Below are 26874 nucleotides of genomic sequence, written 5' to 3'. Positions count from 1 at the left end.
TCTGCCGGGCGAACCCCGGCCCATGGCACAATCGACACGTCAATCGTCGGTCCTCCGTGGCTCCGTCCCGTGGCCGGGGAACCGACCGATCGTGGCGTCTCGCGTGGCGCTGGCGACGATCGCCATCGGATTCGTCGTGGGCCAGGCAGCGGGGGTCCGCCTCGGATTGACAACCCAAGCGGCCATCTATCTGTTCGGGATGGTCGCGCTGAACCTGCCCCACGGTGGGTACGAACACTTCAATAACATCCGCCAGCGTGGCCTCACCTTCCAGTGGCGCTACGTCGTCGAATATCTCGCGCTCGTCGCAGGATTCATCACCCTGTTCGCCCTCGCGCCGGTGGCCGGCCTCGCGCTTGCGATCCTCGTCGCGGTCCTCAAAGGCGGCTACGGCGGCCTCCACGTCATGGACGCCGAGACCGGGAGCGGTCACCTCCGGACGCCCATCCAGCGTCATCTCGCCGCACTGGTCCGTGGCGGTGTCGTCATGGCCGTTCCGATCGTCGCCTGGCCGGGGACCTTCGAGACGTTCAGCGCCTACATGGTGAACATCTTCCAGCCCGGCGGGCTCGAACCGTTCGCACAGTACTTCGCGATCACCCGGCCCCTCATCGGAATTGGGTTCGCCGCACTCGCCGTCGCACACGTCGGGTTGGGGTATCTTCGCCGGGACGGCACCCGGTCGTGGCTCGTCGACGCCGCCGAGACGGCGCTGCTGATCGCCTTCTTCGCGGTCGTGCCCGTAGTCGTCGCCGTCGGGCTGTACTTCCCGCTTTGGTACTCCATGCGACAGGTCGGACGACACGTCTCCATCGAGGACGATGTCCCGGAACAGGGCGGCGTCCTCACGCCGTTCCTCGAGAGCGACGACCCACGCGTGATCGCGCTGACTGCCTGGGGCGTGTTGATCGCCGGGTCGATCGCGACGGCCGGCGTCGTCGGGACGATCCTGTTCGTCGCGAGCGAGCCGCTCGGTGGTGCGCCGCTGTTACCGGGTTTGGTCGCCTTCTGGAGCATCTCGATCAGTATCATCGCACTCCCGCACGTGGTCGTCGGTTCATTTATGGACCGCGAGCGCGGCATCTGGTACGTGCCATGACAGGAAATGCAGCCGGGTCACTCGCTGGCCGGTCGGTCGACGTCATCGGTGGCGGGATCGGTGGACTCTCCGCCGCCGCCTTCCTCGCTGACGCCGGCGCGGACGTGACCGTCCTCGAAAAGCAGCCCCGTCTCGGCGGGGCCGCGAACCTGCTTGAACTCGACGGGTTCCGCTTCGATACCGGTCCATCGTGGTACCTGATGCCCGATGTCTTCGAACGGTTCTTCGAGCAGTTCGACCGCGAGCCTGACGAGTATTACGAGCTTTTGAAGCTCGATCCGCAGTACCGTGTGTTTTTCCGCGACAGTGATCCGGTCCCGGGGGCCGGAACGCCTTACGACGAGGACGTCGACGCGCCCTGTGATTGGGTGACGATCACGCCGGATCGCACCCAGATCAAACGAATCTTCGCCGCCTACGAAGCGGGCGGCGGCGAGGCCTTCGAGGAGTACCTCGCGGAGGCCGAACACACCTACGACGTGGGGATGGAACACTTCGTCTACGAAGACCGCTCCCGGTTTCGAGACCTTCTGGACCCCAGCGTGGTTCAGGCCGGTCCGGGCCTGACGATGCTCGGGTCGATGCAGGACCACGTCGAGGAGTACTTCGAGAACCCGAAACTCCAGCAGTTGCTGCAGTACACGCTGGTCTTTCTCGGCGGCTCCCCACACAACACGCCGGCGCTGTACAACCTCATGTCCCACGTCGATTACAACATGGGCGTCTACTACCCGGACGGCGGGATGTACAGCCTCGTCGAGGGGCTGGCCGACCTCGGCGAGGAACTCGGCGTCTCCTATCGGACGGGCGTCGAGGTGACGGATCTCCAGGAAACGACGACCGGGCTCGCCCTCCAGACGACCGAGGGACGCCGGCGGGCCGATCGGGTCGTCGCCAACGCACCGCCGGCCCACGTCGAGCGCGAGTTGCTCTCACCCGGAAAACGCGATCACGACCTCGATCACTGGGACGACCAGACTTACGCGCCCTCGGCGCTGCTTTGGTACTTCGGCGTCGAAGGCGACGTCGGCCCGCTCGAACATCACTCGCTGGTGTTCCCTGACGACTGGGACCCTCACTTCGCGTCGATTTTCGAGGCCCCGGCCTGGCCGGACGATCCCGCGTACTATCTCGCCGTGCCCTCGCTCACCGACGACGGCGTCGCGCCCGACGACCACCACGCGGTGGTCGTACTTGTTCCGATCGCGCCGGGGCTAGAAGACACCCAAGCACGACGCGAGGAATACCGGGACTGGATCCTCGAGGACCTCGCCACGAACGTCGGCGTCGACCTCCGGGACCGAGTTGTCACCGAAGCGTCGATGTGTGTCGATGACTTCACTGAACGCCTCAACTACCCCGAAGGGACCGCGCTGGGGCTGGCACATACACTGTTCCAGACCGGACCGATGCGTCCCTCACATCGCGCGAAGCGCGTCGACGGCCTGTACTACGTCGGCGGGTTCACCTCGCCGGGCATCGGTGTCCCGATGACGATCATCAGCGGCGAGCACGCCGCCCAGGCGGTCATCGAGGACGAACGCGAGCGCGGCGTCGTCGAGCGGTTGCTCGGGTGAGTGCCGGCCGACCCACCGGCGTTTGTTCGGTTCGAGCCCCACATTTACAATGATCGTCCGCTAACAGGAAAGTCATGAGCAGCGCTGGGGATGTCCGGCGGATACTTCGGGTTGGGGACGATCCGGAGACCCCGCCGGTATCGACGGACGGGATCCAGGAGTCGGCGGACAACGTCGTCGTCGAATCGGCGACGGACTTCCTGGCAGCCGCCGAACGGGTCGACACCGACGAGATAGATTGCGTCGTGACTGACCACGTGGGGTCGGGGTTCGACGGACTGGCGCTGCTGGAGTCGATTCGCCGGGATCGACCGCAGTTGCCGGTCATCGTCATCCCGGACGTTTCCGAAGGGGCGGTCGCCCGCCGGGCAGTCGCCGCCGACGCTACAGCTTACGTCCCACGGACGAGCGAGAACAGACTGAGTCTCGTCGTCGACGCCATCGACGACGCAGTCCCGGAACCGACAGACGGCGAGGGGCAGGTCCGGATGCCGATCAACGATCGCACGGCGACCGAACAACAGCGTCTCAAGGAGCGAGCGCTCGACGAAGCGCCGGTCGGAATCACGATCGCCGACGCGACCGCGCCGGATGAGCCTCTGATCTACGTCAACGACGCCTTCGTGGAGATGACGGGGTACGAGAAGGAAGACGCGATCGGCGTCAACTGTCGGTTCCTCCAGGGCACGGAGACCGACGCGGAAACGACCCTGGAACTCCGGGACGCCGTGGCGGACGAGGCGGCGGCCGCAGTCGAACTGCGGAACTATCGCGCCGACGGCTCGCCGTTCTGGAACAACCTCGAGATCTCGCCGATCCGTGACGACGACGGGACGGTGACCAACTTTGTCGGCTATCAACAGGATATCACCGAGCGCAGGGAAACGGAGGCGGCGATCAGACGCGAACGGGAGAACTTGCGACGGCTGCTTGATCGCGTCGAAGGGCTGGTCAGCGACGTCACCGAGATTCTCGTCAGAGCCGATTCACGCGCTGACATCGACGAGATGACTGTCGAACGGATCGGTGACGGCGAAGAATTCGACCGGGCGTGGATCGGGGAATACGATCCACCCGCCGAGACGATCACGATCACCGAGGACAGCGAAACGAGCACCGAACCCGTGACGCTCGAACTCGATGACCCAAACGCCGCGTCAGGCACCGACGTGATCGGGACGGCGTTGCGCCGGGGCGAAGTCCGGCGGTTCGAGGATGTCGCGGGACTGGAATCGCCCGTCGGCGGCGCATCGACCTCCGGAGAAAATGCTGAATCGGCCGGTTCGGGGGTCGTGATCCCGCTCGTCTACCGGCGGACGACCTACGGCGTCCTCGCCGTCTACGACCAGGATCCGGACGCCTTCGACGAGACCGAACGTACGATTCTCGCTGCCCTTGGCCGGGCGATCGGCTCGGCCATCAACGCCGTCCTGAGCAAGCGAACCGTGACGACCGACGCGACTTTCGAGATCAAAGTCTTGCTGGAGGATCAGGATCTCTTCTTACCGGATCTGGCGGATCGACTCGATGGCGAACTCGCCTACCGCGGTGCCCGGGCGACCGACGACGGAAGCGTTCGGTTCCTGTTCCGGATCGACGCCGGGGACGAGGCGGCTGTCCGAGCGGGGGTCGATAGATACGACGCCGTCACCGGCATGACGGTACTCTCCCGGGCTGAGCAGGAGTGTACGGTCGAGATCGTCACGGCGGGGACACCGTTCGTGACGATCCTCTCCGGGTACGGCGGTGACATCCAGGACGTTTCGATCGACGCCGACGGGCTCGAGCTCGCGTTTCGGGTCGCGACCGAACAGAACGGTCGCGCGATCGTCGAGGATCTCGAATCGACGTACGAGACGACGACGCTGATTTCCTATACCGAAGCCGACGAACCCGGCGAAACGCCCCAGGCCTTCCGGAGCGCTGTCGAGTCCGAACTGACTGACCGGCAGCTAACTGCCCTTCGGAAAGCCTACGTGAGCGGGTTTTTCGAGTGGCCTCGCGAAAGCGAGGGCGACGAACTGGCCGACTCGATGGACGTCGTCCCCTCGACGTACTACCAGCACCTCCGGACCGCGGAGAAGAAACTCGTCCGGGCGTTTTTCGACGCCTGATCGGCGGTTCGAGACCGACCGTCGAACCGGATTGCAACCCCAAGGACGTCTCAGAGAAAGCGTCTCATGGGGCCACAATAGTGTGTCGGGTTCGGAATCCGATTAGCTACGCCATTCGTTGATGACTGTCGGGGCGATAACGCCAACACCGAGGAGGACGGCGAAGTGGACCCATTGCGTATCAGTCACAGCGGTAGTGCCGTACACCGATACGAGAGCGAGTATGACGAAAACGGCTGTAATCTTGGTTTCCGTGCTGACCAGATTACTCGACTTGCTGGAGGGCTGTTCTGACACGTTCATTTGTTCAGCTGTATAATGCTTATACTTGTCTCTCGTTTCAGCGCCGACACGTACCCCAGACCGAGCCCAGAGCAAGAACTATACCCACCTGCTGAACACTTACGAACGATTCTATGACACGCTCACCCCAATACAATAGGTATCGCTTTGAGTCGGCTTGCCCGCGTATGTCCTAGGAATGACCGTCAAAATCGACATTCGGGAGGACACACGACCGGACAGTGGTCTCTGGATGACGGGCGGCGGTGTGCTGGGGAATCGATCCGGAGGGCCGTGATGGCACCGATCACGTACCTGTCGTTCGTGATGGCGTTCGTGGTCGTGCCGGTCGCGATCCTGGCGGGGGTGCTGGCCGTGAGCCGGCGCTTTCGGCCGGCCCAGCTGTTCGGGACCGGGCTGCTTGCGGGTGTCGCGCTGGTGTATACCGTTCCCTGGGACGGCCAGTTGATCCGGATCGGCGTCTGGGAGTACGGATCGACGCTACTTGGCCAACTGGGCGTTGTCCCGTACGAGGAGCTGTTGTTCATCCTCACCCAGACGGTGCTGACTGGACTGTGGACGACGCTCGTCGACGTCCCGGACGGGCGTGGGTCGGTCACCCGAAGACAGCGGCTGGTCGGCGTCCTCGCCGGCGGGCTGGTCGGCGTGATCGGACTCGCCGTCCTGTTGGTTCCGTCCGGGACGTATCTGGGTGCGATTCTGGTGTGGGCGGCCCCGGTCCTCGCCCTCCAGTGGGGATTCGGCTGGCCGATCCTCGTTCGGGCGCGTCGGACAGTCACGCTCGCGATCGCGCTGCCGACAGCGTATCTCTGGGCCGCCGATCGACTGGCGATCGAACTCGGACTGTGGACGTTCTCGCCGGATCGGACGACGGGGCTCGCGCTCCTGGGATTGCCAGTCGAGGAGGCCCTGTTCTTTCTCGTGACGAACGCGTTTCTCGTTCAGGGGCTGGTCCTCTTGGGGTGGGTCGTCGAACGCGACGCGCTGCCCGCCGTGACGGACGTCATCGATACGACCGTCGAACGGGTCGAATAATCAGAATCGCCACCCGGTGCAGTTGTGTGCTCAACCGACGTGTGTCAGAAAAATCCGCGACGCGACTGTCAGTCGATGACTGTGCAGTTTAGCTCGCCGACGGAGCGCCCTCGTCGAGGACGTCGTGACTCCGCAGCAGGATGATCCCGAAGATCACCTTCGCGGTCACGTCGAGCACGGCGAAACCAGCCGTCTCCGGACCGATCCCGATAGCGCCGAGCCCCTCAGTGCCGACGATCCACCAGATCGGGTAGACCAGCCAGAGGACGGCGATCATGTTCCGAAGGAGTTTGAACGTACGCTGTGTGTCAGCCGACAACTCGTTGGCTTTTGCCGTCAGCGTCGAGAACAGGAAGTACAGCAACACCAGGAGGAAGCCGGTGGAGACGCCCCACCAGAGGATGCGAGCGCCCTCGACTTCCAGCCCGGCCCCGCCGGTGAACGTCAGCGTCGCGACGACGCCGGTGAGGATCATCAACACGTCGAGTCCAACAAGTGTACTGATCGTGTTACGGTCAGCGCCCGCGAGCAACGCGATGTCGTACAACAACAGCGGCGTCGTCAGGATCCAGTCGGTGTATCGCGGCCAGTAGATCTCCTCGGGGACGCCGCTACCGAACTCTGTCCCCAGGATATTTTCGATGACTTCGATCGGGAGCTTCCCGAACCCCGTCGCCATCGCCAGGTAGTTGACGAAGGCGATCGCCGCGATGAACGTCGTGACGACGTAGAATTTCTTTCGCCGGGAATCCCGTACGTTCCATCCTGTCGCGATGAAATACAGCATTCCCAGGAACATTCCTGCCGTGCCTGCCCACAGCGAAATGGTGGTTAGGTCTGTCATGCTACAAGCTATATGTTCGCTCGGGACTCGGGTAACGTTCGTACCAAACCCATTCGGTAAGAAATGCCGCTATCCATTGACGGGGCACGGACCGACAGGGTTTCACCGATCCGGACCGTGGAATTCATCGAATGAGCAAGGACGTCATCGAGGTCCGCGGGGCCGAACAGCACAACCTCAAGGACGTCGATTGTGAGATCCCACGCGAGGAGCTGACGGTCGTCACCGGCCTCTCAGGGTCGGGGAAATCCTCACTCGCGTTCGAAACGATCTACGCCGAAGGCCAGCGCCGATACATCGAGTCGCTGTCGGCCTACGCGCGGAACTTCCTCGGGCAGATGGACAAGCCACAGGTCGAATCGGTCGAAGGACTGTCCCCGGCGATCTCGATCGACCAGAAGAACGCCGCCAACAACCCCCGATCGACGGTCGGGACGGTCACTGAACTGCACGACTACCTCCGCCTGCTGTACGCCCGCGTCGGGACGCCACACTGTCCCGAGTGTGGCCGCGAAGTCGGCGAACAGAGCGCCGAGAACATGGTCTCCCGGATCCTCGAACTGCCGGAAGGGACGAAACTCAAGATCGCCGCGCCGATCGTCCGCGACCAGAAGGGGGCCTTCGAGGACCGCTTCGACGAACTCGTCGGCGAGGGCTACAGCCGTGTCGAGGTCGACGGCGAGGAATACGATCTGACGCTGGATCGCCCGGACCTCGACGAGAACTACGACCACACGATCGACGTGATCGTCGACCGCGTACAGGTCGCCCCGGACGCCCGCTCGCGGATCACCGACTCCGTCGAGACCGCCCTCGAGGAAGCCCACGGGATTCTCAAAGTCATCGTTCCCGATCCGCCCGAGGGCACAGAGTTGGGCGGGGCGAGCGCTCGTTCGACTGGCGATCTGGCCGACGAAGCGGATTCCGACGACGGAGACGGCCGCGACGACCGCCTCGTCGTCGAGTTCTCCGAGGACCTGGCCTGTACGCACTGTGGCATCGACATCAGCGAGATCGAGACCCGGAGCTTTTCGTTTAACTCCCCGCATGGTGCCTGTCCGGAATGTGAGGGACTCGGCGAGACCAAAGAGGTCAGCGAGGATCTGGTGATCACCGATCCCGAAAAGCCACTCAAGCACGTCTTCGAGCCCTGGAGTTACGACCGGACGTACTACTCCCGGCAACTCGACAACGTCGCCCAGCACTTCGACGTCGATCTGGAGACGCCCTTCGAAGAACTCGATCCGGAGATCCGCCGACAGTTCCTCTACGGCACGGACGACCGGGTCCACTTCCAGTGGCAAACCAAGAACGGCACCCGTGAGAAGACCGAGCGCTTCGAGGGCGTGATCCCGAATCTCGAACGCCGCCACGTCGAGACGGACTCCGATCGCGCCCGCGAGCACATCGAGGAGTTCATGGCCACGACGACGTGTCCGAACTGTGAGGGGACGCGGCTCAAGGCCGAATCGCGGGCCGTCCTCGTCGACGACACCTCGATCACCGCGGTCAACGAGCTGTCGATCGGCGACGCCCTCGAACACTTCGAGGGCATGGAGGCGGGGATGAGCGAACGGGACGCCACCATCGCGACGGAGATCTTGAAGGAGATCCGCGCGAGGCTCGGGTTCATGCAGGAGGTCGGCCTGGCGTATCTCACCCTCGATCGGGAGGCCTCAACGCTGTCGGGTGGTGAGAGCCAGCGCATCCGGCTGGCGACCCAGATCGGCTCGGGACTCGTGGGCGTGCTCTACGTCCTGGACGAGCCCTCGATCGGACTCCACCAGCGGGACAACGATCGGCTTTTGAACACCCTGGCTGAGCTCCGGGACCTGGGCAATACCCTGCTCGTTGTCGAACACGACACCGCGACGATGCGCCGGGCGGACAACATCGTCGACATGGGGCCAGGGCCGGGTAAACAGGGCGGCGAGATCGTGGTCAACGGCCCACTCGAGGCCGTCATCGACAGCGACGAATCCGTCACCGGCGAGTACCTGGCGGGCGAGCGGTCGATCCCGGTGCCCGAGGAGCGCCGGGAGCCCGAGGGGACGCTGACGATCCGTGGTGCCCGTCAGCACAATCTAGCGGACCTCGACGTGGACATCCCGCTGGGGACGTTCACTGCGATCACCGGCGTCTCGGGGTCGGGCAAGTCGACGCTGATGCACGACGTCCTTTATAAGGGCCTGGCTCGCGAGATGAACGACAACACGAGCGTCAATCCCGGCGAGCACGACGCGATCGACGGCATCGAGCGGATCGAGACGGTCCGACTCATCGACCAGTCGCCGATCGGACGCACCCCGCGCTCGAACCCGGCGACGTACACGGACGTCTTCGATCACATCCGGGAACTGTTCGCCGAGACCAAACTGGCGAAACAACGGGGCTACGAGAAGGGGCGTTTCTCCTTCAACGTCAAAGGTGGGCGGTGTGAAGCCTGCGGCGGGCAGGGGACCGTCACGATCGACATGAACTTCCTCAGCAACGTCGAAGTACCCTGCGAGGAGTGTGGCGGCGACCGCTACAACGCCGAGACGCTGGACGTTACCTACAAGGGCAAGACGATCGCAGACGTTCTGGAGATGACCGTCTCGGAAGCCTACGAGTTCTTCGAGAGTCACCCGGGGATTCGTCGTCGACTCGAACTGCTCAGAGACGTCGGGTTGGGCTACATGAAACTCGGCCAGCCCTCGACGACGCTGTCCGGTGGGGAGGCCCAGCGGGTGAAACTTGCCGAGGAACTCGGGAAGAAAGATTCCGGCGAGACGCTGTATCTCCTCGACGAACCGACGACGGGACTCCATCCCGAGGACGAACGCAAGTTGATCGACGTGCTCCACCGACTTACCGAGGACGGGAACACGGTCGTCGTGATCGAACACGAACTCGACCTCGTGAAGAACGCGGACCGGATCATCGACCTCGGTCCGGAAGGCGGCGAGAACGGCGGCGAGATCGTCGCGGCGGGCACACCAGAGAGGGTGGCCCGAACGGACGGATCATACACCGGGCAGTACTTGCGAGATCTGTTGCCAGCAGTCGACAGGGAGGGCCCACGCGCCGATCGAGAACAGTCCGCTCCGCCCGCTGCTGACGACTGATCGACCGTCGCGTATACAGCGTACTACACCGTAATCACACGGCAAATGCACCCGTGCGAGACGGTCCCGGATCGGTCCGGAACACGGTGTCTCACTCGAGCGTGATGTGTCCGGATTCCTCGTTGAGTGCGAGGTTCGTCGCGATCTCGGCGTTCCGAACCGAATACTGCGCCGTATCCTGCAGAGCGACCAGCACCTCCCGGATCGCCAGCAGCTTTTGGTTGGGCATCTCCTCGAGACCTTCGAGGAGGTCAGCCCCCTGCTCGTCGATCACACGGAACTGTGAGCGTGCCTCGTTGGCGGCGGTGTAATCCCGCTCGACCGCGGCTCGAACGGCCTGTTCGGAAATTTCGTCGACTTTCTCGACCATGTCACGGATCCGATCCATGGTTCCCGCGTCGACATCGAGACTGTGGCCTTCCGCTTCGAGCGCGATGTCGGCGATGTCCTCGGCGTTGTCAGCAGCCAGTTCGAGGTTCTTCGCGACCGACCGATAGCCGATCAGCGGGAACGCATCGTCGAGCCCGATTCCGCGCGCGACGTTGGGGTTCTGGTGGGCTGTGAAGATGAGTCTGAGGAGCAACACGAAGATCTTGTTGGCCTGTCGCTCCCGGTTCAAGGCCCGCTGGGCCAGATCCGGATTCCCGTGTGCGAGTGCCCGGATCGCCTCGTTTCGCATCGTACTGCCGGTGCTCTCGAGACGTTCGAGCAAATTGTTGAGAGTGAAGTCGCCGGGATCGACCGAACACCGGACGGTGATGCGTTCGGGCGTCTCCTCGATCACGCCCAGCCCCATCAGTTGGGTCTCGGCGTTGTAGACCGCGTTGATGTGGGAGCTATCGAGTGTGTCCGACCCTTCCGCTTCGACATGGATCACCTGTCGACCGAGGACGTACTGGGCGACGATCGCCCGTTCGACGGCGTCGGCGTCAAGTTCGGAGACGTAGATCGTCGCTTCGGTGTCTCCAGACTGGACGGACTCGGGGAGTACAGTCAACGTCCCCTTGTCACCGATCCGGATGGAAATCTCGTCACCCTTCTCGACATCTGTCTCCGTCGTCCACTCCGCCGGCAGCGTCATCGCGAGCGTCGAGGGTCCGAGTTGCTGGACCTTTCTCGTATCCATATGTGTCCTAGGATGGCTCGCTACCTTAAGTTTATGAATATTCCAGGGGAAAACCACCGACCAAGACTAATGCCAGGGAGCGGCCTGGTAGTCGATGTGACGTGTCTCGCGATCGATGTCGTCGATGGCCGCGACGTCTTCGTCGTCGAGTTCGAGGGCAAGGCTCTCGAAGTTGTCCCGGATGTGTGTCTCGCTGGTAGCCTTCGGGATCGGATAGGCCCCCTTCTCGCGCACCCAGGCCAGGCTGACCTGGGCCTCGCTCACGTCGTGTTTCCCGGCGATCTCCGTGATTTCGGGGACGTCGAAGACATCGCCCCGGGAAAGTGGTGAGTACGCGACGAGGTGATAGTCGTGTTCCTCAGCATGAGCGAGCAGTTCCTCCTGCTGGAGGAGGGGATGCATCTCGACCTGATTCGCGAACAGCGGCACATCGAGGACGTCGAGTGCACGCTCGACGGTCGAAGGCTCGAAGTTGGAGACGCCGATACGCTCGGTGACACCCTCCTCGCGGAGTTCCTCGAACGCCGACAGGGTCTCCTCGGGATCGTAATCGCCGGTCGGCCAGTGGACGTACAGTAGATCGACGGCCTCGACGCCGAGCCGGTCGAGGCTGTTGTGGGCCGTCTCGATCACGCCGTCGTAGCTGAGACTGGTCGACTCACCGTGGACCTTCGTCGCGAGGAAGATTTCGTCTCGCGGAACGTCGGCCGTCGCCAATCCGTCGCCGACACTCTCCTCGTTCCCGTAGATCTCCGCCGTGTCGATATGCCGATACCCCATCTCGAGGGCTGTCGCGACACTGTCGGCACACTGCTCGGGATCCTCGTTCTGCCAGGTTCCGAGTCCGATATCGGGTAGATCCGTCATGAAAATCCCTTCGCGACCGGGACGTATGGGGGTTACTGTTTGGGGTGAGAAATCACGTCACAAGTCACAGCCGTGGCGAACTGTCGTCTCGGCAGATCGACTCGTGTTACTCCTCGTCGTCTATCGAAGTCCTCGCTACGCTTGGACTTCGAGACACCGCGAATCGGAGATTCGCGAGCCCAAGACGAAGACGACTCGACTCGCGTTACTCCTCGTCGTCGTCTTCGTCTTGGACCTCTTCGAAGTCGGCGTCGACATACTCCTCGCCGGCTTCGTCGCCAGCGCCGCCCGGCCCACCGGCGGGACCGGCACCGCCTGCGGGACCGGCACCGCCCATGCCGCCGGCACCTGCACCGGCCGCACCAGCGCCTGCAGCACCTTCCGCGCCAGCCTGGTCGTACATTTGTTTGCCGATCTCCTGCAGGGCTTCGGTCAGGCTCTCGGTCGCTTCTTCGTAGTCTTCCGTGGTGGCGTCGTCGTCGTCGAGGACTTCCTCTATGGCCTCGATCTCGGACTCGATGTCCTCACGGAGGTCGTCGTCGACGGCATCCTCGTTTTCCTCCAGCAGCGTTTCAGCGCGTTGGATGGCACTCTCGGCTTCGTTGCGCGCCTCGATACGCTCGCGGCGCTGCTGGTCCTCTTCGGCGTGTTCCTCGGCTTCCTGCTGCATCTCCTCGATCTCCTCGTCGCTCAGGCCGACGCCACCCTCGATGGTGATCTCCTCGGAGTTACCCGAGCCCTGGTCCTCGGCACTGACGTTGACGATGCCGTTCTCGTCGATCGAGAACGTGACTTCGATCTGAGGCGTGCCGGCCGGTGCCGGGGGGATGCCCTGGAGCATGAAGGCTCCCAGCAGTTCGTTCTCCTCGGCGATCTCGCGTTCGCCCTGGAAGACGCGGATCTGGACCGACGTCTGATTGGCCGCGGCGGTCGTGAAGATCTTCGACTCCTCGGTCGGGATCGTCGTGTTTTTCTCGATGAGTCGCTCGAAGAGGCCGCCCTTGACCTCGACACCGAGGCTGAGGGGCGTGACGTCGAGCAGGACGATGTCGTCGACGTCGCCCGAAAGGACGCCGCCCTGGATGGCCGCGCCCAGCGCGACGGCCTCGTCGGGGTTGACGTTCTTCTTCGGTTCCTGGCCGGTGAGTTCCTCGACCTTCTCCTGGACCTGGGGCATGCGGGTCGATCCGCCCACGAGAAGCACCTCGTCGATGTCGGACTTCGAGTAGTCGGCGTCCTCAAGGGCCTGCTCGGTCGGCTCGACGGTGCGCTCGATCAGGTCACTCGTCAGGCTCTCGAACTTCGCGCGGGTGATGTCCGTCTCTAGGTGGACCGGACCGTCGTCAGTAGAGGTGATAAATGGCAGGTTGATCTCGGTCTCTTTCCGGGAGGAGAGTTCGACCTTGGCTTCCTCGGCCGCGTCTTTCAGCCGCTGGAGCGCCTGGCGATCCTCTCGCAGGTCGATGCCATGCTCGTCTTCGAAGTCCTCGGCGAGCCAGTCGATGATCGCCCGGTCCCAGTCGTCGCCACCGAGATCGTTGTCACCGTTGGTCGCGACGACCTCGTAGACGCCGCCGCCGAGGTCGAGAATCGAGACGTCGAACGTCCCGCCACCGAGGTCGTAGACGAGGACCGTCTGGTCTGACTCGTCGTCGAGGCCGTAGGCCATCGAGGCCGCCGTCGGCTCGTTGACGATGCGCTCGACCTCGAAGCCGGCGATCTCGCCGGCGTCCTTCGTGGCCTGGCGCTGGCGGTCGTTGAAGTACGCCGGCACCGTGATGACGGCCTTTTCGATCTCGTCGCCCAGATACTCCTCGGCGTCGCGTTTGATCTTCTGGAGGATCATCGCCGAGACCTGCTCGGGCGTGTACTCCTCGCCGTCGAGGGAAACGGTGTAGTCCTCCTCGCCCATGTGGCGTTTGATCGACTGAATCGTCTCGTCGGGGTTCTTGACGGCCTGGTTTTTCGCCGGCTTGCCGACGAGTTGCTCGCCGTCGTCGAACGCCACGACCGAGGGCGTGGTTCGTTCGCCCTCGCTGTTGACGATGATCTCCGGGTCGCCACCCTCCATGACCGCGAACGCCGAGTTGGTCGTTCCAAGGTCGATACCGAGAATCTTGTTGCTCGCCATGTTGTGTCTACGTACCGGCTTGTCCCGGTTAAACATTACTAGATAGCGCGAACGAACGGCTCAGACGGATCGCGTTACGTCCTGCGGTTTTGCTGTCGAATAATGGACGCAGTCGAGGGCTTTATATTGAAGTAGTGATCAACAGGTCTCCGGCGGCAGTCAGTTCCCGTTCGATTCGGTCTCGTCCGTCGTGGCGTCCGCGGCAGCGGATGCCCCGTCACTGACAGCAACCTGTGCCGTCCGGATCACTTTCCCTGCCATCTCGTAGCCTGCGCGGTGAACCTCGGCGATCGTCCCCTCCGGCTGTGAACTGTCCATCCGCACCAGTACCTCGTGGCGCTCGGGGTCGACCTCGTCGCCGGGCTCGGGTTCGATCGGCTCGACGTTCTCGCGATCGAGTTCGGTCTCGAACTGTCGGAGCGTCGACTCCACGCCGTCCCGGAGATCAGCGACGTCGTCCTGATCGAGCGCTCGCTGCAGATTGTCTCGGACATCGAGCAGTCGCTCGACAAGATCCTCGGTGGCCCGTTTTTTCTCGTCCTCGCGCTTCTCTTTCATCCGTTTCTTGTAGTTCTGGAAGTCAGCCTGCTTGCGCTTGAGTCGGCTCGTCAGGTCCTCGATCTCCTCGTCTTTTTGCTCGACCGTCGCTTCGAGATCGGCGAGTGCTGCCTCGAGTTGTTCGATTTCGAGTCGCTGCGCTGCGAGTTCGTCGGCGAGTTCCTCGGCGTCGGTCTCCCGGACAGTTTCGAGTTGCTCCTCGCGGAGGGCGGCGATCTGCTCGTCGGTCGCTTCCTTGCCCTCCGAACCGTCCGCCGTCACGGCTGAATCGCCGTCCTGCTCGGTCTCAGTCATATCTCATAGATGCTGGTTCGTGGATAAAAGGGTTGAGAAAGCCGAGAGACGGGGTCGGAACTCCTCACTCCAGGAATACCCTTTAGGCCAGCGCGGGCTGACCACGAGTCGTGGCTCAGGTCACCCTGGCGTACGAAGACGGGACCATCCGTATCGAGGGACTGGATGCGGAGGCAGCCAAATCCCTTCCAGACGTCGAGTCCGACGAGCGCTCGAAGACCTGGCGAGCACCCAGCTATCGATATTCGGCGGTCCGTGACGCCATCGAGGCGACGGGCGCGACAGTCGACGACGAGGTCCTCGACCGCCCCACGCTCGACCTCGATTCGACCTACGAGCTCAGGTCTTACCAGCGGGAAGCCCTCGCGGCCTGGCGCGAGGCCGACGACCGTGGTGTCCTCGAACTCCCAACCGGAAGCGGGAAGACCGTCATCGGTATCGCCGCGATCGAAGCGCTGGGGACGCCCACGCTCGTAGTCGTCCCGACGATCGACCTGCTGGAGCAATGGCGCGGGAAGCTACAGCGGGAGTTCGACGTCCCGATCGGACAACTCGGCGGTGGCGAGCAGCGACTCGAACCCCTGACCGTCGCCACCTACGACTCGGCGTATCTCCGGGCCGACGAAATCGGCGATCGCTTCGGCCTCGTCATCTTCGACGAGGTGCATCACCTCGGTGGCCAGGGATACCGCGATATTGCCAGACTGCTCGCTGCGCCCGCACGAATGGGACTGACGGCGACCTTCGAGCGCCCGGACGGTGCCCACGAGGCCGTCGCCGAGTTGATCGGCGAGGTCGTCTATCGCCTCGATCCTGATGAGCTGGCCGGCGAGCACCTCGCACCGTACGATATCAAACGCCTCGAAGTCCCGCTCACCGAGGACGAGCGGGCCGCCTACGAACGCGATCAGGAAACCTTCACTGACTACCTCGCCCGCTCGAACATCGACATGCATAGCGGCGAGGACTACCAGCAACTCGTCATCCGGTCGGGGACCGACCCGGCGGCCCGGGAGGCCTTGCTCGCCAAGGAGCGGGCCCGCTCGATCGTCCGGACGGCCGAGAGCAAGGTCGACACCCTCGCTGAATTGCTCGACCGGCACCCCGACGACCGGGTGCTCGTCTTCACCGCCTCGACCGACTTCGTCTATCGCCTCTCCGAGCGGTTCCTCCGACCGGCGATCACCCACGAGACATCGACTGCCGAGCGAAAAGAGATCCTTCGGGGCTTTCGGACCGGAACCTACTCGACGGTGATCACGGCGAACGTCCTCGACGAGGGAATCGACGTTCCCGACGCGAACGTGGCGATTCTGCTTGCTGGCAGCGGGAGTCAGCGGGAGTTCACCCAGCGGCTTGGCCGGATTCTTCGGCCGAACGAGGACGGCGGGCGCGCCCTGCTCTACGAGGTCGTCTGTGCCGACACGGCCGAAGAGGGAGTCGCGAGTCGGCGACGATAGGCGCAGTCGGTGCGATCCACCGGTGGCTTTTCGTCTCCCACCGACCGAGTTATCCCTGTGCTGAGCAAGGACTTGCTGCGCGTCTCCCGGGCTGGCGGCGGCTACCAGCCACAGTTTGTCGACGAAGAGCACCGAGACCTCGCAGCGCGGGTGATCGGCGTCTTTCAGGGCCACGTCGGCGAGCGCCGCGAGGCACTCACCGCGGCGTTGACCGACCTAGAGCGTGATAGCGACGACTTCAAACTCGTCCGCGGGTTCGCCAAACTCCTCGAGCGCGACGCCACCTTCGAGACGCGAGCACCCCTCCCGCCAGCGCGGGCACGCCGGGCGACCTTCGAGGCGGCCGAATCGGTCGGTGTGGTCACCGAGGACGAACGCGAGCAGGCACTCAGGCAGGCCGCCGATCGACTCGGAAGCGACCGCGACGCCGTCGCGTCGTCGCTGTACGCCGATCTCGAGGCGCGGCAGATTCTCGCAGCAATCGACCGCGGATGGACGCCGACAGCGCTGCTCGAACAGTACAATCTCTCGCTGGCGGGGACGGCGCTGTTCGACGCGACGGCAGTCCGGATCCGCTCGTCGGATCCGAAGGCACTCGTTAGCGCTGTCAAACGCTTCGGACTTCTCTACGAGGTCGAAAAGACCGATGATGAGACGCGAGAACTCCAGGTAACGGGCCCTGACGCCTTGTTCGAGTCAACGCGCCGGTACGGCACTCAGTTCGCCCGACTCCTGCGGAGCGTGGCCAAAACTGGGGAGTGGCGACTCGAGGCGACGATCGACGACGACGGTCGCGAGCGAACGATGACGCTCACCGACGCCGACGTCTCGGTCCCCGACGTCGAGCCGGTCGTCGAGCCGACCTACGACAGCGACGTCGAGGCCGACTTCGCGACCCGCTTCGCGTCGCTCGATCTGCCGTGGGAACTGGTCCGCGAACCCGAGCCCCTCGAAGCTGGCGCGAGCGTCGCCATCCCGGACTTCGCGTTCGAGTACCGCCACGGCGACTTTCGGGTGTTCTTCGAGATCATGGGCTTTTGGACGCCGGAGTACGTCGAGAAGAAGCTTGCCCAGTTCGACGCGATCGAGGGCGTCGAATTGCTCGTCGCCTACGACGAGAGCCTCGGCGTCGGCGAGGCGATCGAGGCGCGTGATCACCGGGCGATCCCTTACACAGGTTCGGTCCGGGTGAAGGACATCCGGGACGCACTCCGGCGCTACGAGGCCGACCTCGTCGCCGCAAATGCGGCCGACCTGCCTGCGGAACTCGACCCAAAGGCCGACGTGCTCACGCTCGCAGAACTGGCCGAGACTCACGGCGTGAGCCAGGACGCCGTCGAGACGGTCGACTTTCCCGCCCACGAGCGGGTCGGCCGGACGCTGGTCCGGCCATCGGTTCTTGCTGATCTGGCTCAGCGGATCGAACCCGGGATGACGCTTGCCGAGGCCGAGGAAGTCCTCGACGAGTGCGGAATCGACGACGCTAGCGCCGCGCTCTCCCGGCTAGGCTATCGCGTCGAGTGGGAGGGGCTCGGCGGCGGCGTGATCCGCAAGCGGCAATCCGAGTGACAGCTACAACTCGCGTCGCCGGCCCTTGGGAACCTGCGACCGGAGTTCGCCGTGGACATATAGCCCGACGCCGAGCGGTTCGCGCTCGCCGGCAAGGTCGTGGGTCACGATCAGGTAGCCCCAGTCGCCGTCCCATTCGATCTCCTGATCATCGCCCGCAAGGAACGTCCGGGCCTGCTCGCTCGAGAGGTGCATCACGTTCGCCTCGGCGTGGTGTCCAAAGCGCTGAACGGCTTCGAGCGTCGGCTTCCAGTGTTCCTGGCGCGTCCGGAGAAACGTCATGCCCAGCGCTTCGATGTGGACCGGTGACGGGAGGTCGCCATAGAAGACCCAGATCTTGCCCGACCCGCGCTCCCAGAAGGTGTGGTCCTCGAAGGTTTCCGGCGGGACGCCGAAGCGATCCTGCCAGTATTCGAGGACGGCTTGACGAGTGGGGCGTCCAGCGACGTTACGCTCGGCTTCCGTCGCCGGCAACCGGTCGAATCGATCACCGTCGTTCTCACCGTGTTCGACGTCGCCCGATTCGCTCCCGTCGGTCATGCCGGCACCTCCAGTTTCGCGACGAAAAAGCCACCCGTGTCGTTGAGATGGGGATAGACCCGGTGAGCCTTCTCGACGCTCGTATCGAAGGTTTCGCCGTCCCACTCCGTGACGCCAGGTCGACTTTCGAGCGGGAGATCGACCGAGACGAGCCGGGCAGCGGTCTCTTCGAGGGCGAAATCGAGGACGGCCTCGTTCTCTTCGGGGGCGAAGGTACACGTCGAGTAGACGACGGTCCCGCCGGGCCGAGTTACCTCGATAGCGCGCCGGAGGATCCCCTTTTGAGCGCCGGCGATGCCGGTGACGTGATCGAGCGACCACTCCTCGAGAGTGTCCGGATTCTTCCGGATCGTCCCCTCACACGAACAGGGTGCGTCGACGAGTGCGTGGTCGTAGTGCTCGCCGTCGAACGGTTTCAGCGAGTGATTCCGGGCGTCCTCGTTGGTGACCGCGAGGTTGGTGACCCCGAGGCGTTCGGCGTTCGAGCGGAGTGCCGAGAGTCGGCCGAGATTGTTGTCGGTCGCCACGATTTGACCCTCGTCGTCCATCAGCGCAGCGAGTTGGGTCGTCTTGCTGCCCGGCGCGGCCGTGGCGTCCCAGACGCGATCACCCGGGTCGGGATCGAGCACGACCGGCGGCAGTGCCGAGACTTCCTCCTGACCGTGGAGCCACCCCTGAACATACGGCCAGTTCGATCCGGGATTGGCGTCGGGCAACTGGAGGATCCCGTCGTGCCACTTGACCTCCTCGTAGGCAATCCCCTCGGCCTGGAGAGCTTCTTTCGCCCGTTCGACGGTCGTCTTGAGCGTATTCACGCGGACGACCGACGGGAGCGGGCGGCGACAGGCAGCACGGAACGCGGACCAGTCCTCGACGAGCGACTCGTAGCGCTGCAACACGTCCATAGACAGGATTGAGCGGGCGCTCGTTTGTCGGTTTCGACCGCCAGGTGCACGCCTCGGTCGTACTACTGGCTGCCGGCACGTTTTTTGGACACAAGTGTGAAGAGTTCTCATGGCACAGATTTCGGTTCACCAGCCGGAGGTTGCCCTGTCGGAACCGACGCTCGTCGAAGGACTGCCGGGCGTCGGACTGGTCGGGAAGATCGCCGCCGACCATTTGATCGAGACGTTTGACATGATGCATTACGCGACCTGCCATTGTGAGGGGCTGCCGGAGGTCGCTATCTACCACGAAAATGAGACGGCACTTACGGGACCGGTCCGGCTGTACGCCGATCCGGGACACGATCTGCTCGTGCTCCAGAGCGACGTCCCGGTTTCGCCGACGGCCGCCGAGGCGTTCGCGGGGTGTCTCACCGGCTGGATTGGTGAGGTGGACGCGCTTCCGATCTACCTCAGCGGGCGTCCCACGGACCCAGACGACGAACGGGCGACCTACGGCGTCGCGACGGGTGAGGCGGCGTCGTTGCTGTCGGCCCACGACATCGACCCGCCCGACGAGCGGGGTTCGATTAGCGGCCCGACCGGTGCATTGCTCTATGAGGCCCACCGACAGGATATCGATGCCCTCGGGTTGATCGTCGAGGCGTCAGCCGGGTTCCCTGATCCCGCCGCGGCAACCGCGCTGATCGAAACGGCGATCGCACCCATCACCGACCTTGCCGTCGAGACGGAATCGCTGCTCGAACGCGCCGAGGAGATCCGGGCGACACGCCAGCAACTCGCCCAGCGGATGCAACAGTCCCAGGAAGCGAGTTCGAAGGCCGAACCGGTCGGCATGTACCAGTAGGCCTTTCGAGGGGTGTCCCCGCCCGAGCAGTCTCGAAGCGCTTTTCGCCGAAACACCCGACCCACTCACTAGCGCCGTGATAGACGTACTGGTAACCGGACTCGCCGGATCGATATTCGGACTGGCGCTGGCTGCGCCGCCGGGGCCGATGAACGCCGTCATCGCCGAGGAAAGCGTCGTCTCGGGCTTCCGTGCCGGGGTTACCGCCGGACTGGGTGCCTTGCTCGCCGACGCGACGTTCTTGGCGCTCTCATTGCTGGGTGTCGTCACGATTGTCCGCGAAGCGACACTCATTCAGGGGACCATGATCGGGGTCGGGGGCGTGTTGATGTTGTACTTCGCGTTCGACGCCGCGGGTGAGCTCGATCAAACGTTTACCACGTTCGAGAAAGGCGAGTCTGAAGCGGGAAGCGACAGCGACAATCGATCGAACGCACGTGGCTTTCGTCGAGCGTTCGTGCTTGCACTCACGAATCCCTATCAGATCATCTTCTGGTTGACCGTCGGCGTTGGCCTCCTCACGCCCGGAACGGTCGATGTCCTCGCCCAGACGCCCTACGTCGGCGGACAGCTTACGGGCCTGCTCGTGGTCCGAACCGGCGAGCCGACGCTGCTGGTCGGCCTCTTTGCTGGGATCGCCGTCTGGATCGTCGGCTTCCCGGCGACACTCGTCAGTGCCGGGAAACGGATCGACCGCTTTGCGCCGGCGGTGGCGGGCCTCAGCGCTGTTTTCCTGGCCGGCTTCGGCGTGTTCTTCCTGTTCGATGCGCTATCGACGTTTGGCGTCCTCGGCTGACGCTGTGCAGTGATCCGACTGTCGCTCACCTCACCGGAGTCTGTCAGGCCTCGTCCGCCCCGGCGTCGACAGCGGCGATCTCCTCTTCGAGCCACTCTTTGAACCACCGGACCCGCTTGAGCCGGCGGTGGAGGTAACTCTCGGCGGTATCGCTTTCGATGCGCTCGCGGGCGTCCTTGCCTCGCTCAGTGACGCGTTCGACCATCTCGGGGGCGTCGACGTGCGATCGGGATTCATAGCCCATGCGTAACAACAAAAGCGCCGTCCCGTTGGCACCGACCTTGTCCAGGACATCGGCCTCGATGAGACACCGGGTCTCCAGCGGTAGGTCCGTGAGGTCGCCCTGATAGGAGTGATCCTGGATAGCAGCGACGACCTGGTCGACGAACGACTGGGGATAGTCGCTGTGCGTGTTCAGGAACTCCTTGGCGATGCGTGCGCCGGCCGCAGCGTGTTCGTCCTGCTCCGCTTCGAGTTTGGCCACGTCGTGAAACAAGGCGGCCACTCGCGTGACCTGCACGTCAGCACCTTCCTCGCGGGCAATGTCCGTGGCCAGGTCAACCACATTGAGAATGTGGTTGAACCGGTACTCCGCTGAGTGCCAGGGGTACCACCGCATCCGGCCGCCCGCCTGTTCGTTCTCGACGCTGGCTTCGAGATAGTCATGGACGAACTGCTTCATCTCCTCGAATTCCCCCTCGGAGACTGGCGACTCCCGGATTTCAACACCCACAGAACCACCTCCGGATAATACGTGTTTCGGTCATCTTGCCTAAAAAGAAGCGGCTTTAACTCTTTAGCGTTACGACACCGACAGGACTGATTGACCGGCCACCGGGACGACAATCTGCGACGGGCATCAGTGCGTTCTCGGTCGCCCGTCCGCGTCCGGAACCTGTCACGTTTCGGTATTGTGTTGCTCCCCGGGCGGCCGACACCAGTCCCAAAGGTTGCAGTCGCCGGTTGGCTTAAGTTGACACGCACCACAATCATGTGCATGAACATTCGGACTGCCACCAAAGCGGATACGCCAGCGATCCGTGACGTCGCCAGGCGATCGCTCCAGGCGTCATACACACTCAGCCCACAGACGATTACAACCGGGATCGAGGAATGGTACAGTGAATCACAGCTCGAAGAGAGCCTCGAATCGGGAGACCGAATTTTGCTGGTGGCAGAGCGTGACGATCAGGTCGTGGCGTTTTCCGAGAGTACGCTGACGGCCGGTCGCCCCTGGGTGGTCGACGAAAGCGACCATGGACGGGACGCGATGTTGCTGTGGCTCCACGTCGATCCGGATTACCGCGGTGAGGGGATCGCGAGCACCCTGTTCGACGACACGATCGATCGCCTTCGAACCGAGGGTGCGATGGCGATCCAGGGCCGCGTGCTGGCGAACAACCAGGACGGAACGGGCTTTTTCGAATCCAAGGGGTTCGAACGAGTGGGCCGCACCGAGATCGAAATCGGCGGTCGGAATCAGATCGAATACCGCTACATCGCCGAGCAGACCGGTCTCGAACCGCTGGAATCCGGCGGCGAAACAGTCTACGTCGATCACGACGAGTCCGAACGGGGTTCGACTGCGCCGTTTCACATCGTCTACGCCGACGACGATCGCCAGCACCGCTTTGGCTACTACTGTGACAACTGTGGCGAACTCGCGAATGCGATGGATGCGATGGGGCGCATCGAGTGTAACTCCTGTGGGAACCGGCGCAAGCCGACCCGATGGGACGCGGCCTACCTGTAATTCAGGGCACGACGCGCTCTGATTGGTCCGATGAGTATGCGTCGTTGTTCTCCTCGCCACGGTGGGCCCGATAGCGCCGAACCATCATCACTGCCACTCCGCCGAGTCCAAGCACCGCAACGACAAGCTGGATCAATCCGCCGACGAGCGGGATGCGGACGAGCAATGCTATGAGAATAAAGCCCGCAAGCAGTGCAAGCCAGCGATTATCGGTCTCGAATTGCGCCAGCACGAACGTCCCGATCGCATACCGGCCGTACAGTGACCCGACCCAGAGCCCGATCAGGTAGACGAACAACCCGATCAGCGCCAGCGGGATGCCCACCAGCGTGAGAACGAGAACGAGCAGTCCGACGGGGATCCCGACCACCGCCAGCACGCCGGCCCCACCGGTCCGAAGCGGATCGTCCGTCGCGGCCGATGCGACCGACCTCGAAAATTCCGGGAACAGGCCCAGGAGAACCACTGCCCCCAGCAGTCCGACCATAAAGGCGTACGCACTGATGATCCACCCCGGGATCGAGACATCGAGCGGCGAGTCGAATCCGAGATCGGCGTCCGCCGAAACAGTCCCCGCGATCGACGCACCCGAGGCACGATCGAGGCTCCCGTCGTATGTGAACTCGCCGTTGATGACCGCTGTCTCGGTCACGGTGATCGTCTCGGCGCCGACCTGCACGTCGTCGGTGATGGTGCCTGCGATAACCACGTCGCCGCCAGCCCCCTGGAGTGAGCCCTCGATCGTCGCGTTGGGACCGATGACGACCGAACCGGCTGTCACGGACACGTCACCGGTGACGGTTCCGCCGATCCTGACGCTTCCCCCGACTGCCTGGACGTTTCCCTCGACCGTGCCGTCGATGACGACCGAGCCGGCGAACACGGTGAGGTCACCGTCGACGGTTTCGTCTGCTCCCACGACGACCGAGCCACCCGTCCTGGTTTCCGCCAGCGCAGTGCCGGGGATCGAGGCCAACAGGAGGACCACCACGACAACGGCGGTGATGGTCCGGACGTTGGATCTGAACAAAGATCGTTCGGCTGCCATTTCAGTCGGGATTCGACCCGCAGTAGCATAAACATAGGAGACGATTTGCCGAGCAGAAAACTACGTGACGGAGTATCCTGTCGGCCGACCCCGTGCTTCAAGACCGTGCCAGCCACAGTATCCACTATGCGATTCGGCATCTTGAGTACGGCGGGTATTGCCCGGACGGCCCTGATTCCGGCGATCGAGCGAAGCGAACACGAGGTGACGGCCATCGCCTCACGTAACGTGGATCGGGCGGAGACCGTCGCCGCGGAACTGGGGATTCCGAACGCCTACGGGAACTACGACACGATGCTCGCGGACGCGCCGATCGACGCCGTCTACAACCCGCTTCCCAATGCGCTTCACGCCGAGTGGACGATGCGCGCAGCCGACGCCGGTCACGATGTCCTGTGTGAGAAACCGATCGGCGTCGACACGCAACAAGCCCGGGAGATGCACGACTACTGCGAGGCCCAAGACGTAACGCTGATGGAGGCGTTCATGTATCGATTCCATCCCCGGACCGAACGAGCGGCCGAGATCGTTAGCGAGGACCTGGCGAACGTTCGATCCGGGTCCGCGACGTTCACCTTCTCGCTTCGCGGAAATCCCGACGATATCCGACTCGATCCGGACCTCGCCGGCGGATCGCTGATGGACCTGGGCTGTTACACCGTGAGTGCGATGCGGCTGTTCCTGGGTGAACCCGAGCGAGCGTACGCGACGAGCGCGGACACACGTAACGCCGGCGTCGACAGTCAGCTGACCGGAATCTTGGAGTTCGATTCGGGCGCGACGGCCAGAATCCACTCCGGATTCGACACTCCCTTCGTCGAGTCCTATCGCGTCGAGGCCGAGAACGGCTGGCTGGAAGCCGAGAACGTCTTTGGAGCCGACCACGACCAGACGGTGTCCCTGGAATATTCGGTCGATGGCAGACACGCCGTCGAAGAATTCGATCCCGTCGACCCGTACCAGCGTGAAGTCGCGCACTTCGCCGACGCTGTTGACTCCGGGTCGGGACCGCGAATCGACAGGGAGGAGTCGATCCGGAACATGGCCGTCATCGACGCACTCTACGAGAGTGCCGACCGTGGCGAACCGGTGTCACTATCGTAGCGGCCACGGTTCTCGAGTGCGCCTGACAGTTCATGCTATTGACCGTCTCTTGCCGTGACCCCAATTATTATACACGAACGTTTTTATCCGAGACTCGCCTAATAGTGGATACGATGACCTCAGAGCACGTGGCTACCGGAGACGACGCCGGGGGGCGCAAGTCGGTCCTACACTGTGCCAATTGCGGGCACGACAGTCTCGTCAACGGGGACTGGGTCTTACACGAGCGCCATGGGTCACAGTCGATCTGGTACCAGTGCCCCGAGTGTGGGCATTCAGTCTCGACCCGGCCGATCGACTCGCTTGACAACTCCCGGTTCCCGTCCCCACTGTCGCCAACGGGCCAGCGAACTGCCTTCGAGTTCCCGACTACCGATACCGGGTCAGCGCTCTGGAAAAACTTCTGGGAAAGTTACCGGGACGTCGCGACCGCATGGCTGTCGCCGTGGGGGGACGACTGCGAAGCCAAAGCCGATTGAGACCGAGCGAGTCCCCATCCCGAAACGTACACGCTGATCAGCGAGCAGAACAGTCCGTTCCGAGGAAATGTGACTCTGCGGGTCACACGACCCCCTACCGTTCTTCGAGGAGTTCGAGGAACGTCGCGATCCATTCGGGATGATCCGGCCACGCCTGGCCAGTCACCAGATTGTCGTCCCGCACGACGCCGTCGACCCACGAACAACCGGCGGCTTCGACCTCCGGGCGGACTGCCGGATAGGCCGTCATTTCGTAGCCATCGAGGACGCCCGCTGCGGCGAGGATCTGGGGGCCATGACAGATCGAGGCGACTGGTTTCCCTGCCTCGAAGAAGTGCTGTACGGTCTCGATGACCACGTCGTATCCACGGAGATATTCGGGTGCCCGACCACCGGGAACGACAAGGCCGTCATAGTCGGCCGGATCGATCTCGCTCATCGTCGCCGTCAACTCGAAATCGTGGCCGCGTTCTTCGAGATACGTCTGGTCGCCACGGAAGTCGTGGATCGCCGTCTTGATCGTCTCACCCGCCTCTTTTTCCGGGCAGACGGCGTCGACCTCGTGGCCGACTGCCTGTAGGGCCTGGAACGGGACCATGATCTCGTAGTCTTCGCCGAAGTCGCCGACGATCATCAGCAGTCGTTTGGTTGCCATTGTATGTCATGCGCTAGTGCGCAGATTCTATAATGAATGTTAGTTAAATAAACGTTCTGCGTGAACAGCGGACCAACACTCACAAACGGAACGTTGATGGGTCCCAAAAAGTCACAGGACCGAATAACGAGCGGGTTCCAGTCAGGCGTTCTCGGGCTGTACGTCGCCGTTGTCGACAACGAGTGTGTACGTGCCCGCTTCGAGCTCGACACCGTTGATCCGTGCGATTTCCGTATCGAGCGCAATCGACCCTTCGATCGCAGTGACGTCCTCACCGGCTTGGAGTGCTGTTGCGTTCTCATTGTCGAGCAAGAACGCGTTGAGATTCGGCCCATCGAGCACTGCTGCCGTGTACCGTATCTCTGTCGCTTCCTCGATCTCGAATTGGTCGGCGAGATGACTTCCACCCTCGATATCGGCTTCCTCATCGAGCATGGAACCGGGGGAGTCCACCTCCTCGACGACGTATCGCGTCGAGAGTGTCTCACGGCCAAGCAGTCCACACCCGCTGACAGTGGCAAGGGCACCGGTGGCTATTGCGCTCACAACCGTCCGCCGAGTCTGACTGGTTTCCACTCGCATAAGGACGGCTACGAATAAATATTATATAAAACATGGTGGAAGATGAGTCGATTCGACGACCACCGCTGCCGGGACAAAGCG

23 protein-coding genes are annotated in these 26874 nt (G+C 63.3%); 12 read left to right on the top strand and 11 right to left on the bottom strand.

Features of this window, described 5'->3' with window-relative positions; translation table 11 throughout:
* Nucleotides 1-22: 22 nt before the first annotated feature.
* The 4 genes from SVXhr_RS06320 to SVXhr_RS06305 all read left to right on the top strand — a co-directional run bounded on the left by SVXhr_RS06320 (nt 23) and on the right by SVXhr_RS06305 (nt 6128).
* On the top strand, nt 23-1099 hold the full coding sequence (locus SVXhr_RS06320) for a Brp/Blh family beta-carotene 15,15'-dioxygenase (RefSeq protein WP_275740466.1): 1077 nt from the start codon (nt 23-25) through the stop codon (nt 1097-1099).
* Entirely contained in the window at nt 1096-2676 is a 1581-nt protein-coding gene (gene crtI, locus SVXhr_RS06315; RefSeq protein ID WP_275740464.1) for a phytoene desaturase family protein, read from the top strand. The genes SVXhr_RS06320 and crtI overlap by 4 nt, the downstream gene beginning before the upstream one ends.
* Before the next feature lie 74 nt (nt 2677-2750).
* Entirely contained in the window at nt 2751-4790 is a 2040-nt protein-coding gene (locus SVXhr_RS06310) for a bacterio-opsin activator domain-containing protein (RefSeq protein ID WP_275740462.1), read from the top strand.
* A gap of 579 nt (nt 4791-5369) precedes the next feature.
* Nucleotides 5370-6128 carry a lycopene cyclase domain-containing protein gene (locus tag SVXhr_RS06305; protein ID WP_275740460.1) on the top strand — a complete coding sequence of 253 codons (759 nt, stop codon included), beginning with the start codon at nt 5370-5372 and terminating at the stop codon, nt 6126-6128.
* 88 nt (nt 6129-6216) lie between these two features.
* On the opposite strand, the gene SVXhr_RS06300 is transcribed toward SVXhr_RS06305, so the two are convergent.
* The gene (locus tag SVXhr_RS06300) at nt 6217-6972 is read right to left on the bottom strand and encodes a bacteriorhodopsin (RefSeq protein ID WP_275740458.1); all 756 of its coding nucleotides are present in this window, start codon (nt 6970-6972) and stop codon (nt 6217-6219) included.
* Between the two features lie 131 nt (nt 6973-7103).
* Between SVXhr_RS06300 and uvrA the strand changes: the two genes are divergently transcribed.
* Nucleotides 7104-10079 (top strand): excinuclease ABC subunit UvrA, encoded by a 2976-nt coding sequence (uvrA, locus tag SVXhr_RS06295; RefSeq protein WP_275740456.1) that lies wholly within the window; start codon nt 7104-7106, stop codon nt 10077-10079.
* 91 nt (nt 10080-10170) lie between these two features.
* Here uvrA and SVXhr_RS06290 read toward each other — a convergent pair whose 3' ends face one another.
* The 4 genes from SVXhr_RS06290 to grpE all read right to left on the bottom strand — a co-directional run bounded on the left by SVXhr_RS06290 (nt 10171) and on the right by grpE (nt 15055).
* On the bottom strand, nt 10171-11205 hold the full coding sequence (locus tag SVXhr_RS06290) for a phosphate uptake regulator PhoU (protein ID WP_275740454.1): 1035 nt from the start codon (nt 11203-11205) through the stop codon (nt 10171-10173).
* A gap of 66 nt (nt 11206-11271) precedes the next feature.
* Nucleotides 11272-12072 carry an aldo/keto reductase gene (locus SVXhr_RS06285; RefSeq protein WP_275740452.1) on the bottom strand — a complete coding sequence of 267 codons (801 nt, stop codon included), beginning with the start codon at nt 12070-12072 and terminating at the stop codon, nt 11272-11274.
* A 205-nt stretch (nt 12073-12277) separates the two neighbouring features.
* Complete coding sequence (dnaK, locus tag SVXhr_RS06280; RefSeq protein WP_275740450.1) at nt 12278-14203, bottom strand: molecular chaperone DnaK; 1926 nt, start codon at nt 14201-14203, stop codon at nt 12278-12280.
* A 159-nt stretch (nt 14204-14362) separates the two neighbouring features.
* On the bottom strand, nt 14363-15055 hold the full coding sequence (grpE, locus tag SVXhr_RS06275; protein ID WP_275740448.1) for a nucleotide exchange factor GrpE: 693 nt from the start codon (nt 15053-15055) through the stop codon (nt 14363-14365).
* A 110-nt stretch (nt 15056-15165) separates the two neighbouring features.
* Between grpE and SVXhr_RS06270 the strand changes: the two genes are divergently transcribed.
* Nucleotides 15166-16515: a DEAD/DEAH box helicase family protein gene (locus SVXhr_RS06270; RefSeq protein WP_275740446.1), complete on the top strand. Its 1350-nt coding sequence runs from the start codon at nt 15166-15168 to the stop codon at nt 16513-16515.
* Nucleotides 16516-16572: 57 nt separating this feature from the next.
* Nucleotides 16573-18084 carry a DUF790 family protein gene (locus tag SVXhr_RS06265; RefSeq protein WP_275740444.1) on the top strand — a complete coding sequence of 504 codons (1512 nt, stop codon included), beginning with the start codon at nt 16573-16575 and terminating at the stop codon, nt 18082-18084.
* 3 nt (nt 18085-18087) lie between these two features.
* Here the strand turns inward: SVXhr_RS06265 and SVXhr_RS06260 are convergent, their stop codons facing one another.
* Both SVXhr_RS06260 and SVXhr_RS06255 read right to left on the bottom strand, forming a co-directional pair.
* Nucleotides 18088-18624 (bottom strand): hypothetical protein, encoded by a 537-nt coding sequence (locus tag SVXhr_RS06260; protein WP_275740442.1) that lies wholly within the window; start codon nt 18622-18624, stop codon nt 18088-18090.
* Nucleotides 18621-19529, bottom strand: coding sequence for an RsmB/NOP family class I SAM-dependent RNA methyltransferase (locus SVXhr_RS06255; protein WP_275740440.1), 909 nt, complete (start codon nt 19527-19529; stop codon nt 18621-18623). The genes SVXhr_RS06260 and SVXhr_RS06255 overlap by 4 nt, the downstream gene beginning before the upstream one ends.
* A 109-nt stretch (nt 19530-19638) precedes the next feature.
* On the opposite strand from SVXhr_RS06255, the gene SVXhr_RS06250 reads away from it, so the two are divergent.
* Both SVXhr_RS06250 and SVXhr_RS06245 read left to right on the top strand, forming a co-directional pair.
* The gene (locus tag SVXhr_RS06250; RefSeq protein ID WP_275740438.1) at nt 19639-20376 is read left to right on the top strand and encodes a PAC2 family protein; all 738 of its coding nucleotides are present in this window, start codon (nt 19639-19641) and stop codon (nt 20374-20376) included.
* Nucleotides 20377-20452: 76 nt separating this feature from the next.
* Nucleotides 20453-21172, top strand: coding sequence for a LysE family translocator (locus SVXhr_RS06245; RefSeq protein ID WP_275740436.1), 720 nt, complete (start codon nt 20453-20455; stop codon nt 21170-21172).
* 43 nt (nt 21173-21215) lie between these two features.
* On the opposite strand, the gene SVXhr_RS06240 is transcribed toward SVXhr_RS06245, so the two are convergent.
* Entirely contained in the window at nt 21216-21905 is a 690-nt protein-coding gene (locus SVXhr_RS06240; protein WP_275740434.1) for an HD domain-containing protein, read from the bottom strand.
* Between the two features lie 264 nt (nt 21906-22169).
* On the opposite strand from SVXhr_RS06240, the gene SVXhr_RS06235 reads away from it, so the two are divergent.
* Nucleotides 22170-22925: a GNAT family N-acetyltransferase gene (locus tag SVXhr_RS06235; protein ID WP_275740432.1), complete on the top strand. Its 756-nt coding sequence runs from the start codon at nt 22170-22172 to the stop codon at nt 22923-22925.
* 1 nt (nt 22926) lies between these two features.
* Here SVXhr_RS06235 and SVXhr_RS06230 read toward each other — a convergent pair whose 3' ends face one another.
* A complete protein-coding gene (locus tag SVXhr_RS06230; RefSeq protein WP_275740431.1) occupies nt 22927-23973 on the bottom strand; it encodes a polymer-forming cytoskeletal protein in 1047 nt (348 codons plus the stop codon).
* Nucleotides 23974-24099: 126 nt separating this feature from the next.
* Here SVXhr_RS06230 and SVXhr_RS06225 point away from each other — a divergent pair, with 126 nt between their 5' ends.
* Nucleotides 24100-25077 carry a Gfo/Idh/MocA family oxidoreductase gene (locus SVXhr_RS06225; RefSeq protein ID WP_275740429.1) on the top strand — a complete coding sequence of 326 codons (978 nt, stop codon included), beginning with the start codon at nt 24100-24102 and terminating at the stop codon, nt 25075-25077.
* 113 nt (nt 25078-25190) lie between these two features.
* Nucleotides 25191-25556: a hypothetical protein gene (locus SVXhr_RS06220; protein WP_275740427.1), complete on the top strand. Its 366-nt coding sequence runs from the start codon at nt 25191-25193 to the stop codon at nt 25554-25556.
* A 94-nt stretch (nt 25557-25650) separates the two neighbouring features.
* Here SVXhr_RS06220 and SVXhr_RS06215 read toward each other — a convergent pair whose 3' ends face one another.
* Nucleotides 25651-26211, bottom strand: coding sequence for a DJ-1/PfpI family protein (locus SVXhr_RS06215; protein WP_275740425.1), 561 nt, complete (start codon nt 26209-26211; stop codon nt 25651-25653).
* Between the two features lie 141 nt (nt 26212-26352).
* Nucleotides 26353-26757 (bottom strand): hypothetical protein, encoded by a 405-nt coding sequence (locus tag SVXhr_RS06210; protein ID WP_275740423.1) that lies wholly within the window; start codon nt 26755-26757, stop codon nt 26353-26355.
* Nucleotides 26758-26874 lie beyond the last annotated feature (117 nt).

Source organism: Halorhabdus sp. SVX81 (assembly GCF_029207715.1).
Lineage (GTDB): Archaea > Halobacteriota > Halobacteria > Halobacteriales > Haloarculaceae > Halorhabdus.
This window is presented reverse-complemented; position numbering and strand designations above follow the sequence as displayed.